Source organism: Mucilaginibacter sp. SMC90 (assembly GCF_022811725.1).
Taxonomy (GTDB): Bacteria; Bacteroidota; Bacteroidia; order Sphingobacteriales; family Sphingobacteriaceae; genus Mucilaginibacter.
Genome location: NZ_CP094527.1, coordinates 1,219,615 through 1,233,634 on the forward strand (window position 1 = coordinate 1,219,615; position 14,020 = coordinate 1,233,634).

A 14,020-nucleotide genomic window follows, 5' to 3' on the forward strand; every position below is an offset into this window, starting at 1 on the left:
GACTTTAGTCAACGGCAATAAGTATGTTTTTTCTTTGGACAGCTTTATTGAAGAGGGATTTACACGGAAACCGCCGCCTTAACCAAATAGGGCAGGATCTCTTTCTGAAAAGAAACAAAATTCTTGCGCACGTCCGAATCGCTTACCGAGGTAAAGGCAAAGCTGAAAACAATGCTCTTGCTGCACTTGATCAGAAAGCGTAAACGCTGCTGGTAAGTTTCATGCTTGCGGATGCCCGGCAATTGGATAAACGATGCCATAAGCAGTTCTTCCAGCTCGTTGGAGAGGTTCTTTAAAAAATCCTGGGAATTGGTTGACTCGCGGATAAAATCCCAGCCGATAAACTCATTACAAATGGTGTAAGAGAGGCGGCAGGTTTTCATGATGAGGTTATTTAGATAAGCCTCTTCATCAATATCATTAGAATTGACTTGCACCAAATCATCAACACTGACTTTAATATAGTCCATCAGTAAAATGTGCAATATCGCCTCTTTGCTGTCGAAATATTTATAGATGGTTGCCTTGGCTATTTTGGCCTTTTTGGCAATTTCATTAACGCTGGTTTTATGGTACCCGAATTTGCGGAAAAGTTCCTGTGCTGCCCGCTTAATACTATCTTTTATTTTATCGGCTTCCATTAATTAGTTACTTGGATTTCAAACTGGGTAACGGCTACCCTATATGTTCTTAATGCTTTTGTTGCCGGAGCTTTAACCGGTGTGCCGTCTTCAAGGCTAAACTTTGAACCGCTGCAGGGATCGGTTACTGTAAAGCCTGTATTATCAATTGTTACCGCACATTTTTTTTCGGGCTGATAGCTGCTGCACCTGTCATAAGCTGCATAGGTACCGTTTACCTTGCGGTAAATGATCAGCCCCGATACGCCATAACCATTAATGGCAACCGCTCCGCCCGCCACATTAAGCGGCGATAATGCCGGCGTGCCCAGGGCTGCCTGAAAATTAACTGGTACACTTGGTACGTTATCAGTCGCTTTTCCGCATGAAAAGCAACTGATAACAGCCAGTAATACTATAGTGAGTTTCCTCATAATATTTCGGTTTGGAACTGTTTTAGGAAACGCACGTCGTTTTCTGAGAACAAGCGTAAATCGCGGATCACGTATTTAAGGTTGGCAATACGCTCCATACCCATGCCAAAAGCAAAGCCGGTATATTTTTTACTGTCGATACCGCAGTTTTCTAAAACGTTAGGGTCAACCATGCCGCAACCTAAGATCTCTACCCAGCCGCTGTGCTTACACATATTACAGCCAGCACCGCCGCAAATGGTACATGAAATATCCATTTCGGCCGATGGCTCGGTGAACGGGAAGTATGAGGGGCGGAAACGCACCCTTGTGCCTTCACCATAAAGCTCCTGCACAAAGTGGTAAAGGGTTTGCTTCAGATCGGAAAACGAAACATTCTCATCTACATATAAACCCTCAACCTGGTGAAAGAAGCAATGTGCACGGGCCGAGATAGCCTCGTTACGGTAAACCCTGCCCGGCATAATAGCGCGGAACGGTGGTTTACCAGCTTCCATCATCCGTACCTGTACCGATGAGGTGTGGGTACGCAGGGCAATATCATCTTTACCGTTATTCTTTTTAATGAAGAAGGTATCCTGCATATCACGGGCAGGGTGCTCATCCGGGAAGTTCAGGGCCGAGAAGTTATGCCAGTCGTCCTCAATTTCCGGGCCTTCAGCAACAACGAAACCTAAGCGTTTAAAGATGTCAATGATCTCGTTACGAACCAGTGATAACGGATGACGTGAGCCAACAATAAAGCCATCGCCGGGCAAAGTAAGGTCAAGATCATTGCCTTTACTTTGTGGGCCCGAACCAATGTTTTCTTTCAGTTCGTTATACTTAGCCTCGGCCAGTTGTTTAAACTCGTTAAGTACTTTACCGAAAGTGCGTTTTTCTTCCGGACTAACACTTTTAAACTGCTCAAACAGGTCTTTAATAATACCCTTGGTGCCTAAAAATTTAATCCGGAACGCTTCCAGTTCGTCGGCATTGGCTGGCGAAAAAGCATTGATCTCGGCGGTATATTGGTCTATCTGAGCTTGCATTATAATGTATTTAAAAATTGTTCGGCTGTTAAAACCGGTATTGTTGAATTTTTATAGTCTTTTATATTTCGGGTGATGATGGCATCACAATTATGTTTTTGGGCGATGTGAAATTGAATGGCATCTTCAAAATCGGTGATGTCACTTGAGATAGCCGTCTCTATTGCATCAAATTCAAAAGGCAAAACTTTTGCAGAGTTAAACAGATTCTTCAAATTTTCCTTGGCCTTCGATATTCCAATTTGTTTCCTCAACACGTAAACGATGTTCGCTATCACCAATGAAGAGGTTCGTAATTCAATATTTCCTTTTATGCACTCAATTAACAGGATCTGAGTGTGAAAGAAAAAGGGTTCCCTTTTTAAAAACATGTCCAGTAAAACATCGCTATCCAGAAAGAGGCGGTTATAAGCCATATTTCTCTTTGAAATATTCGTGTTTCATATCATCGTAACTCATATCCGGATTAGGATCTTTCACTATACCTGTAAGTTGCGTTATCCATTCAGGTATTTCCACATTTTTATACTTCTCTTTTATCGGATCGTCTTTTTTTTCTTGCTCTGCTATGCCATCAAGAAATTCCTGCACCAGTTTGGATACACTGGTGTGCTGCCGTTTTGCATACTCCTTAACAAGAGACAGCGAATCGGCCTTGACACTCAAAGTTAGTTTTGTACTTTCCATAAAAAAGCATTATCAAATGCAAATATAAAGAAACTATGCGTGTTATTTAAGCACTCCCAGCTCCTTACCCACCTTGGTAAACGCTGCAATAGCTTTATCTAAATGGTGCAAATCATGCGCAGCTGAGATCTGTACTCTAATCCTTGCTTTGCCTTGTGGTACAACCGGGTAGTAAAAGCCTATCACATAGATACCTTCTTCAAGCATTTTTGCAGCGAACTCCTGCGCCAGCTTGGCATCATACAACATTACTGGGACTATAGGATGCACGCCAGGTTTAATGTCAAAACCTGCTTCGGTCATTTTTTTACGGAAGTATTGCGTATTGGTTTCCAGTTTATCGCGCAATTCGGTGGTTTCGCTCAGCATATCTAATACTGCTATTGAAGCACCGGTAATAGCGGGAGCTAAGGTATTCGAGAATAGATACGGACGCGAGCGCTGGCGCAGCATATCAATGATCTCTTTACGCCCCGATGTAAAACCGCCCGATGCGCCACCCAAAGCTTTGCCTAATGTACCTGTGATGATATCAATCCTGCCCATAACATTATGGTGCTCATGCGTACCACGGCCGTTTTTGCCCATAAAGCCGGAGCAATGGCTCTCGTCGATCATCACAAGCGCATTATATTTATCCGCCAAATCACAGATCTTATCTAACTGGGCAATGGTGCCATCCATACTGAATGCGCCATCGGTAACAATAATACGGTGACGCAGCTCCTGGGTAGCTTTCAGCTTTTCTTCCAGGTCGGCCATATCATCATGTTTATAACGATAACGCTGAGCCTTGCACAAACGTACACCGTCAATGATCGAGGCATGGTTCAACTCATCAGAGATTATGGCATCCTGATCATTAAACAGAGGCTCAAACACACCGCCGTTGGCGTCAAATGCCGCAGCGTAAAGAATAGTATCTTCCGTGCCTAAAAATTCGGCTATCTTTTTTTCAAGTTCTTTATGAATATCTTGTGTACCACATATAAAACGTACAGATGACAAGCCGTAACCATGTGTATCCATAGCGTCTTTGGCTGCCTGGATCACTTTGGCATTGCCCGATAAACCAAGATAGTTATTGGCACAGAAGTTAATTACTTCGGCACCGCTTTGCACGGTGATATCGGCTCCCTGCGGCGAGGTAATGATCCGTTCCTTTTTGTATAACCCGGCGTTTTCAATTTCGGTTAGTTCCTGCTGTAAAACCGGCTGTAGTGTATTGTACATAGCGTGCGTGTTTTAAAGAGGGTAAAATTAAGCATTCGCAATCTTTTTGTTGGGTTTATTAAACCTTAAATAATTATTAAGTGAGTAATAAAACATTTTTAAGCCATAAAGTATTACACATAAGTAACATATGAGAAAATATATACTACTATTCATCATTGCTTTCAGTGCAATAACGGCATCAGCTCAGCAATCGCTTTTAACTGGAAAAATAACCGACAAAAATGGGCAGGTTATACCATTTGTTTCTATTTATATCCGCAATTCAACCTATGGTACCACAGCCAATGAAAACGGTGTTTACCAGTTTAAGCTTAGCCCGGGTACCTACAATGTGATTTATCGTTATGTGGGTTATACTGAAAAGATAGAGCAAATTACTATAGCAGACCATGATCAGGAACATAATGTGCAAATGGCCGATGAGGTGTTTAATACTGACAGGGTATCAGAAACTTACCTGAAAAACCGCGATGTAGCCGATACCATTATCAAACAGGTGATCAAAAAGCGCAAATATTACACAGAAGAAGCAACCTCGTTTTCATGCGCGGTTTACATTAAAGGTGTGCAAAAACTGCTGAGTGTACCAAAATCGCTGATAGGGCATGAGGTACAGCGAACACTTGATCTTGACTCTAACGGTCGGGGTATCCTTTATCAATCTGAGTCACTGTCTGAATATAACTTTCAGAAACCCGACAAAATCAAAGAGATAACCATTGCTAACAGAATGGCTGGTCAGAATACGGCATTCGGCTACAAAAAGGCGTCCGACTTGCAGGCTAACTTTTATGAAAATGTGATCACTATCCCGGGCTTGGCATCAAGAGGTTTTGTATCGCCGGTAGCTGCTTATGGGCCCAGGTTTTATAATTATAAATTATTGGGTACCTCTGTCGAGAACGGGCGCACCGTTGATAAGATCAGGGTAATACCCAAGCGTAATCATGGACAATATTTTCAGGGTGATATTTACATAGTTGAAAATGATTGGCGTATTTACAGTGTTGATTTCTTTGTTGATAATAAAGTGAGCAACCTTAACCTGGTAGATACCTTAAGTATAAGGCAACAATATATTGCCATTACCGATAGTGTTTGGATGCCAGCGTCAACACAATATAATTTTAAAGGAGCTGTATTAGGATTTAAGTTTGGCGGGTACTATGCTGCGGTTTACAATAACTATAAAATAAACCCAACTTTTCCTGATGGTTTTTTTACCGGAGAGATATTAAAGGTTGATACCGTAGCTAACAGCAAAAAGCCTAATTATTGGGCCGACGCGCGTCCTATACCTTTAACCGCCTTTGAAGAACGTGACTATAAAAAGAAGGATGCTTTTGAAGAATATAAGAAAACCGACAGGTACATAGACTCATTACAGCATCGTAAAAATCGGATTAATTACCCGGGATATTTGATTTTTGGCTATGCGGCAAGTAACAAAAGTGCCCGCGACTCATTGTATATATTCCCATTTATTCAAACCTTTTATTACAACACGGTAGAAGGTTTTGGTATCAATGCCAAGGCAAGTTATATCCGTACCATTGATGATTTGCATTCCCTTACTATAACGCCAGCTTTGCGCTATGGCTTCTCAAACAAAATATTCAGCGCGAATGTAGCCACCGAATATTTGAACGACCCATTTCATGCGGCTAAGTTTTATGCAGATTTTGGCAGTGATGTGCTCGATTTGAATAACGTAGGCACGCGTTCGCTTTATTTCAATACACTGAGTACATTGCTGAGCGAAAACAACTACGTGAAATATTACCGTAGCCATTATGGCGATTTTGGCTATCAGCGCGAAGTAACAAACGGTGTACTTTTAAAAGGCGGGTTCTCTTATTCAAGTCGTTCGCAGTTGTACAACACCTCTTTCAGTAAACTTAAGGATGTTAAAGACCGCGAGTTTACCTCTAATAATCCGCTGGCCCCACCGGGCACTCCGCCTGATGATCATTCATTCCTGTTCCCGGATAATCAGGCGCTGGTATTTAATGTTTCGGCTTTATTTACGTTCGATCAGCGGTACGAAACCCGTCCTACCGGCAAGTTCAATCTTCCGTCAAAATACCCTATGGTAAAAATTAATTATCGTAAAGGTTTTAAAAGCATTTTGGGATCGGATGTAGATTATGATTTTGCATCTGTTGATATTTCACAAGATCATATACAAACCGGCCTTTCAGGTTATTCATCATTTAAAGTATCGGGTGGTGGCTTCTTTAATAATAACAAGCTGTATTACATGGATTACAACCACTTTTTAGGTAACCAGGGTACCACTTTCGACCCTACGTACGTAGGCAGTTTCCACTTCCTGCCGTTTTATACTTACAGTACCAACGGAGCGTTTTTGGAAGCTCACTATCAGCATAACTTTGCCGGGTCGTTGTTTAATCATATCTCATTTTTACGCAAAGCCAAACTGGAAGAGATCATCGGGGCCAACTACCTCACCACCAAAAACAACCGCAATTACCGCGAGTTTTACATAGGTGTGCAGCGCCTCATCTTCCGTGTTGACTATGGTATATCATACGCCGGCGACAAAAAATACATTCAGGGGTTCAGGATCTTTTATGGGATAAGGTAGTTTATTGGTGAGTGGTTGATTAGGTGAGTAGTTGATTTGGTTATTGCAAAGCCAACCACTCACCTAATCAACCATTCAACTATTCACTAAAAATTCTTACATTTGCGCCGCTCATTTAACACTGTTTGCAGCAGTATCAATGATTTTATGGAAATGTATAATACCCTACTATACTATTGTTATTCAACAATAGCTGATGCGGAGCAATTTGCTGCCGATCATTTAAAATTTTGCAAAAGCTTAGGTTTAACCGGTCGTATTATTGTGGCCGATGAAGGTCTTAATGGTACTGTTTCGGGTTCAGTTGAGGCTTGTAAAACCTATATGGATGCTATACACGCCGATGAGCGCTTTGCTAAAACCGAGTTTAAGATTGATGAAGTAGATACGCCATCGTTTGTAAAAATGCATGTGCGCTATAAATCAGAGATCGTACACTCAGGCCTGCGTGATCCTAACATTATCGACCCAAAACAAAAAACAGGCAAACACCTGGAGCCAACAGAATTTTTGGCAATGAAGGACAGAGATGATGTGGTTGTACTTGACGTTCGTTCAAACTACGAGCATTCGTTAGGAAAGTTCAAAAATGCTGTAACCCTCGATATCGATAACTTCCGCGATTTTCCGGCCATGATCAATGAGCTGGCAAAGTACAAGGATAAAAAGATCCTTACTTATTGCACAGGCGGCATCAAATGCGAAAAAGCATCTGCCTTGTTATTACATGAGGGCTTCCCCGAAGTGTATCAACTGCATGGCGGTATTATTAAATATGGCAAAGAAGCAGGCGGCGAGGATTTTGAAGGCAAATGTTATGTGTTTGATAACCGCCTTTCGGTTGATGTGAACAGCGTTAACCCGGTTGTTATTTCAACCTGCTTAAATTGTGGTAAAACTACGCCTAAAATGATCAATTGCGCCAATCCTGAGTGCAACGAGCATTTTACCCAGTGCGATGAATGCGGTACTGCCATGGATGGCTGCTGCAGCGACGCCTGTAAAGATCATCCGCGCAAACGTGTTTATGACGGCACCGGTTATTACGTAAAAGTGCCTCAACCTGTAAATATTAGTAAAAACAAACTACAACCGGCCGATTAAGGACGCTGATAGATAAACAATACAAAGCTTACCCGTAAGGGTAGGCTTTTTTCTTTTATCGGGCTCAAATATTACTTTCGTAACTTGAATTACATTAGCATCATTTTATTTTAACCATGCGTAAACCCCTTTTAGTTTTTATTTACCTGCTTTGTATTTCGGTTTGGCAAACATTTGCGGTTGATATTAAAAGCATAGGAGTTCCGTATGTGCAAAATTATACCAAGGCGCTTTACCAGTTTGGCAATCAAAACTGGTCGGTAACGCGCGATGAGCACGGGATTATGTATTTTGGTAATGCACAGGGCCTGCTGGCTTTTGACGGCAAGTACTGGCAGCAATATCATATGCCTAACGGCTTAATAGTGCGGGCGGTTACGGCTGATGGTAAAGGCAAAATATATGCCGGCGGTTACGGTGAATTTGGCTACTGGGAAAATGATGACAGAGGTTTTTTAAAATACACATCGCTCGTAAACCTGGTGCCCAAAAAGTTTTTGCCCATTAATGAGGAGGTTTGGAAGATCTATTGCGAAAAAGACCGGATCATATTCCAGGCTTTCGGCTCCATCTATATTTACTCAAAAGGTAAAATCGAAGTTGTAAAAGCGCAACAACCTTACCTGTTTCTCTTCAAGGCCGGTAATCGCTTTTTTGTAGAACAGCTGTTAAAAGGGTTGTTTGAGCTTAAGGGCTCAAAATTAGCATATGTAAAGGGCAGCGATATTCTTGGTGTAAGCGGTGTGTTATCCATTCTTCCGTTTCAGCATAACAAATATATCATAGGTACGGCTAAAGACGGGTTGTTTATTTACGATGGGGAAACCATTAAGCCCTGGGCCAATCAGTGTAATGATTTTTTAAAAACGTATCAGCTCAATAACGGGGTGGCAATTGCAGGCAAGTATCTTGCCTATGGAACCATCCTTAACGGCATTGTAATAGTTGATACCGCAGGCAGGGTGGTACAGCACATTAATAAAGCCAGCGGCATGCAAAACAATACAGTATTGAGTTTATATACCGATACAGAGCAAAACCTTTGGGCCGGACTTGATAATGGTATCGACCGCATTGAGGTTAACTCGCCGTTATACTTCTATTTTGATAAAACAGGCAAGTTCGGTACTGTTTATGCAAGTATTATTTTTGACAAGAAGATTTACCTTGGTACTAACCAGGGCTTGTTTTACAGTGATTGGCTGCCCGAGAGCAACAAAGGCCCCTTTCAGTCATTTGATTTTAAGCTCATCCCTGGCTCACAGGGGCAGGTGTGGGACCTTTCCCTGCAGGATGGCCGCCTGCTGTGCGGTCATAACGATGGTACTTACCAGGTAACCGGTAGCTCAATAACTAAAATATCGGATATCACCGGCGGCTGGACCATTAAAAAGATTGCTCCTGATATGCTGATCCAGGGTACTTACACGGGCTTGGTGATCTATAAAAAAGATGCGGCAGGTAACTGGCAGCTTAGCCATAAGCTGGCAGATTTTGGCGAACCTTCGCGCTACGTTGAACGGGATAGCAAAGGGCAGATCTGGGTAAGCCACGCCTATAAGGGAATCTATAAACTTTCCCTCAGTGCCGATCAGAAAAAGGCCGTGTCACGTGTTTATTATGATAAAAGCTATGGCCTGCCCGGCAGCTATAATATCAATGTATTTGACCTTGATAACCGCATCGTTTTTTCATCCGATTCTGGATTTTACGTGTATGATGATATTACAGATCGTTTTTACAAATACCAGCAGCTAAATAAAAAGCTGGGTACGTTTGCCACGTCAAGCAAAATAATAAAAGCTATAGGTAAAAAATACTGGTTCATTAACCAGGGCAGGGTTGCCCTTGCCGATCTGTCGGTACCCGGAAAGCTAACCATTGATACCAACCGCTTCACCATACTCAGCGGGCAAATGGTACAGCATTATGAAACCATAAACCGCATTAATAACTCAACTTACCTCATTAGTGTTGATGACGGTTTTGTGATACTTAATGATGATGACGCATTACGCGGTAATAATATCAATATCCCTAACGTGCTTATCAGGCGGGTTGAAAATGTGACCGATAAAGTATCATTAATAACCGAAGATGGTTTTAGTAAGGACCCGATTGAAATACCATATGCTCAAAATAACATCCGGATAGCTTACTCATTGCCTTATTTCAGGCAGGCTAAGGTCAAATTTCAATACTATCTTGACGGTTATTCGCGCCAGTGGAGCGATTGGACGCCACAAAGCCAAAAAGAGTTTACAAATCTTTACCAGGGTACATATCATTTTAAGATGCGTGCCAAGATCAATGACCAGCAGGTATCGGCCGAAACTATTTTTACCTTTACCATATTGCCTCCGTGGTATGCCGGGAAAATAGCCATGGCTTTCTACCTGTTACTGCTTGTATTATCATACTATATCATCAGGCATTACTACCGCCTTAAATTAAAGCGGCATCAGCAGCACATCCACCAAAAGCTTCAAAAAGAAAAGGAAGAGTTTTTAAAGCAGGAGGCCATCGCTAACGAGCAGCACATCGTGAATATAAAAAATGAACAGTTACAGGCCGACCTGGCCAGTAAAAGCCGAGAGCTCGCAAACTCGGCCATGAACATTGTTTATAAAAATGAGTTGCTGCAAAAAATAAGTGACGAGCTCGGGCATCTTAAAGACAGTAATGGCAAAAAGCTTGCCGATGAACAATTGCGCCGCATCCAAAAAGTGATTGACGAAGGCATGAGCGATGACCGCGACTGGAACATTTTTGAGAACAGTTTTAATGAAGCGCACGAAAATTTCTTTAAAAAATTGAAAGCCGGTCATCCCGACCTGGTACCCAATGATCTTAAATTATGTGCCTACCTGCGTATGAACATGAGCAGTAAGGAAATGGCATCGCTGCTTAATATTTCATTGCGGGGCGTAGAAATCCGGCGTTACAGGCTTCGTAAAAAGCTCAATCTGGAGCATGATAAAAACCTTACCGAGTTTCTCATCGAGTTATAACACTACATCATTACCTCTCATTGCGTCATTTTGACCCCGTGCTTTTAACGGAGGCTGTGTAGTAGCTTTTATGACTATTTTTGTTTTTAAGATATTGTTTTATAGCGATTTATGTTTTATGTAAACATTTGCTGTGAAAGTATTCTTATAGTGGTGTATTAATGTTGAGTTATATTATTTGCTAAAAGTTGAATATCTGTACAGTTTTGCAAATCGATAAACCAATTATTTTTTCAATCCGTATTATTTATTAACCACTATGAAAAGAATTTTTACTATTTCAGGGTTGATGTTGTTACTGTTACTTTGTTATGACGCAGCGTTTGCACAAAACGTTACAATAAAAGGTAAAATAACTGACGGCAAAACAGGCGAGGCTTTGATAGGCGTGTCTGTTTCAGTTAAAGGAACAACTATAGGTACCCAAACAGATGTAAACGGAGCTTTTACACTTAAAACTCCAGGCAACGCAACACTATCGGTAGCTTATATAGGTTATGCCACACAAGAAGTAGCTGTTAACGGGCAAACAACCATAAATGTAGCCCTGCAGCCGCAAACCAACGAATTGCAGCAGGTAGTTGTAATAGGTTACGGTACCCAGCGAAAGCTTGATGTAACCGGTTCAATTGCTACCGTTAAGGGTGCTGATGTTGCTAAGCAGGCGTCACCAAATGCATTGAGCGGTTTACAGGGTAAAGTATCAGGTGTGCAAATCACCAACAGCGGTACGCCGGGCAAATCACCGGATATCACCATTCGTGGTTTAGGTACTATTTATGGTAACACAAAACCATTGTTTGTGGTTGACGGTGTTTGGTACGATGATATCAGCTTCCTTAACCCACAGGATATTGAAAGCTTCAGCATTTTGAAAGATGCATCAAGTACAGCTATCTACGGTATCCGCGCAGCCAACGGTGTAGTTTTGATCGGAACAAAACGTGGTACAAAAGGTAAGCCGGTTATTAATTATAACGGTTATGTAGGTCTGCAGGCTGTTACCAACCAGGTACAAATGGCCAATGCCAATGAATATGCCACAGCAGTGAATGAGCTTTCGGCCTTAAACGGGGGCGACCCTGTATTCAGCAATCCTTCATCATACGGTAAAGGAACTGACTGGTATAAACAAATATTGCGCAAAGCATTTACTACAAACCATGAGGCTTCAATAAGCGGCGGTACTGATAAGTACACCTACAACTATTCATTTGGTTATCTTAATCAGGATGGTTTAGCTAAGACAAATAATTATCAGCGCTACACAGTTCACTTGTCAAATGATTTTAAACCGACCAAAAACTTAAAATTTGGTTATACTGCAAGTGGCTTATCTGATGTATCGCGTGATGTTAACAGTGATATTTTCCACCAGTTATTTGGTGCGGCACCTACTCTGCCTGTACGTAAAGCAGATGGTGGTTATGGTGACCCTAACGATTACGGCACCGGCGATGGCAATAACTATAACCCGCAGGCCACTATTGATTTCTTTAATCAGCGTACAAAAAACAAGCGTTTTACCTATAACGCTTATGGCGAGGTTACCTTCCTTAAAAACTTTAAATTTAAGTCAAGCTTTGGCGGCGATATCAGCCAAAATGAAGTAAGGGGATATTCTCCTGAATACTTTGCTACCTTAAAACAACAAAGCAATAAAACTAATTTAGATATCAACCATACTGATGTTCGTAACTGGATTTGGGAGAATACACTAACCTATGATGTTAAAATAAAAGATCATAAAATTACCGCCCTGGTAGGTTATAGTGCACAAAATAACCAAACCAAGCAAATAGATGGAAAGGCCGATTATGTACCGTATGTAAAAAACGGCAGCATCAGGAGCTCATTCCCGGATACAACTAATGTAAATTACTTCGCTACTCCGGGCAGCCAGATCCATACCCGCGCATTATCGCAATTTGCACGTGTTAATTATTCGTTCAGAGATAAATATTTATTGAACGCTTCTATTCGTCGTGATGGTGCTTCTCAGTTTTATGGAGACCATACTTATGGATATTTCCCTTCGGTTGGCGCCGGCTGGATAATTACCAACGAGGAGTTCATGAAAAATCAGAAAGTATTCAGCAATCTGAAACTACGCGGAAGCTGGGGTAAAGTTGGTAACTCAGGCGTGCCAATTAACCCAACTGTACAGGTTATCGCAACAGATCCTTACCTGACAGGTTTATTCGGTAACCCAACTACGCTTTACCCGGGTGCAAGTATCAACTCAATAGTACCTCCATCTATCGTTTGGGAAAAAACAGTATCATCTGATTTTGGTTTAGAAGGTGGCTTGCTTGATAATAAGTTAACTTTTGAAGCCGATTATTACAACAGGGAAACCCAGGATGCTATTTTCGCAATCCCGGTTGCAGGTTCATTGGGTACAGTTAATAGCTCATTAATAGGCAACCAGGCGAGTATCCAAAACAGGGGATGGGAGTTTTCATTAGGTTGGAAAGATAATCCATCTAAAGATTTCAATTACAGCATCAGTGCTAATATTGGTATCAACAATAATAAAGTACTTAATGTTGTAACCGGCCAAAACCCTATTTATGACGGTGGCGAAGGTATTGCCAACGGCGCATTAGCTACCCGCACTGTGGTTGGCCAGCCTATAGGGCAGTTTTATGGTTATAAAGTAACAGGTATTTTCCAAACAACACAACAGGTAGCTACCTCAAAACAACCCGGAGCAGCCCCCGGCGATTTCATTTACCAGGATACCAATAACGATGGCATACTGGATAGCCGCGACCGTGTAGCTTTAGGTAGCCCGTTGCCAAAATACAACTATGGCTTAAATACTTCATTCACTTACAAAAACTTCGACCTTGCGTTAGACTTTCAGGGCGTTGCCGGCGTAAGTGTTTATAACGCCAATATCGCCTACCGCTTTGGTAATGAAAACTTCACCCAAGACTTTTATGAACACCGCTGGCATGGCGCTGGTACTTCAAATACCTACCCTTCGGTAAATGTTGGTAAAAATAGCAATGCTGCCCCTAACTCTTTCTATGTTGAAAGTGGTGCTTACTTTAGGATGAGGAATGCGCAGTTGGGTTACACCATCCCGGGCGACTTCCTGAAAAAACTGAATATTTCAAAAGTCAGGATCTATGCAAATGCACAAAATGCAATTAACCTGTTTGGTTACAAAGGCTTCTCGCCAGAAATTGGTGGCGATGTAGGCAGCAGAGGTATTGATGCAAGTGTGTATCCTTTGTTTGCTACCTATAATTTTGGTGTTAACGTTACTTTTTAATCAATA

10 protein-coding genes are annotated in these 14,020 nt (G+C 41.7%); 4 read left to right on the forward strand and 6 right to left on the reverse strand.

What is annotated here, in order from left to right:
- Positions 1-59: 59 nt before the first annotated feature.
- From MTO98_RS05405 to kbl, 6 genes are read right to left on the reverse strand one after another with little or no spacing between them, the layout of a single operon-like run.
- Positions 60-641 carry a TetR/AcrR family transcriptional regulator gene (locus MTO98_RS05405; RefSeq protein ID WP_243485591.1) on the reverse strand — a complete coding sequence of 194 codons (582 nt, stop codon included), beginning with the start codon at positions 639-641 and terminating at the stop codon, positions 60-62.
- Positions 641-1,054, reverse strand: a complete 414-nt coding sequence (locus MTO98_RS05410) for a hypothetical protein (RefSeq protein WP_243485592.1) — start codon at positions 1,052-1,054, stop codon at positions 641-643. Before MTO98_RS05410 ends, MTO98_RS05405 begins: the two co-directional genes overlap by 1 nt.
- Entirely contained in the window at positions 1,051-2,085 is a 1,035-nt protein-coding gene (gene pheS, locus MTO98_RS05415; RefSeq protein WP_243485593.1) for a phenylalanine--tRNA ligase subunit alpha, read from the reverse strand. The genes MTO98_RS05410 and pheS overlap by 4 nt, the downstream gene beginning before the upstream one ends.
- Positions 2,085-2,501, reverse strand: coding sequence for a PIN domain-containing protein (locus MTO98_RS05420; protein WP_243485594.1), 417 nt, complete (start codon positions 2,499-2,501; stop codon positions 2,085-2,087). The genes pheS and MTO98_RS05420 overlap by 1 nt, the downstream gene beginning before the upstream one ends.
- Positions 2,491-2,772 (reverse strand): DUF6364 family protein, encoded by a 282-nt coding sequence (locus MTO98_RS05425; protein ID WP_243485595.1) that lies wholly within the window; start codon positions 2,770-2,772, stop codon positions 2,491-2,493. Before MTO98_RS05425 ends, MTO98_RS05420 begins: the two co-directional genes overlap by 11 nt.
- A gap of 42 nt (positions 2,773-2,814) precedes the next feature.
- Complete coding sequence (gene kbl, locus MTO98_RS05430) at positions 2,815-4,005, reverse strand: glycine C-acetyltransferase (RefSeq protein ID WP_243485596.1); 1,191 nt, start codon at positions 4,003-4,005, stop codon at positions 2,815-2,817.
- Positions 4,006-4,135: 130 nt separating this feature from the next.
- Here kbl and MTO98_RS05435 point away from each other — a divergent pair, with 130 nt between their 5' ends.
- The 4 genes from MTO98_RS05435 to MTO98_RS05450 all read left to right on the forward strand — a co-directional run bounded on the left by MTO98_RS05435 (position 4,136) and on the right by MTO98_RS05450 (position 14,014).
- Positions 4,136-6,616: a DUF5686 and carboxypeptidase regulatory-like domain-containing protein gene (locus tag MTO98_RS05435; protein WP_243485597.1), complete on the forward strand. Its 2,481-nt coding sequence runs from the start codon at positions 4,136-4,138 to the stop codon at positions 6,614-6,616.
- Between the two features lie 147 nt (positions 6,617-6,763).
- Complete coding sequence (locus tag MTO98_RS05440; protein WP_243485598.1) at positions 6,764-7,720, forward strand: rhodanese-related sulfurtransferase; 957 nt, start codon at positions 6,764-6,766, stop codon at positions 7,718-7,720.
- Positions 7,721-7,836: 116 nt separating this feature from the next.
- Positions 7,837-10,731: a triple tyrosine motif-containing protein gene (locus MTO98_RS05445; RefSeq protein WP_243485599.1), complete on the forward strand. Its 2,895-nt coding sequence runs from the start codon at positions 7,837-7,839 to the stop codon at positions 10,729-10,731.
- Positions 10,732-10,990: 259 nt separating this feature from the next.
- Positions 10,991-14,014, forward strand: coding sequence for a TonB-dependent receptor (locus tag MTO98_RS05450; protein ID WP_243485600.1), 3,024 nt, complete (start codon positions 10,991-10,993; stop codon positions 14,012-14,014).
- Positions 14,015-14,020 lie beyond the last annotated feature (6 nt).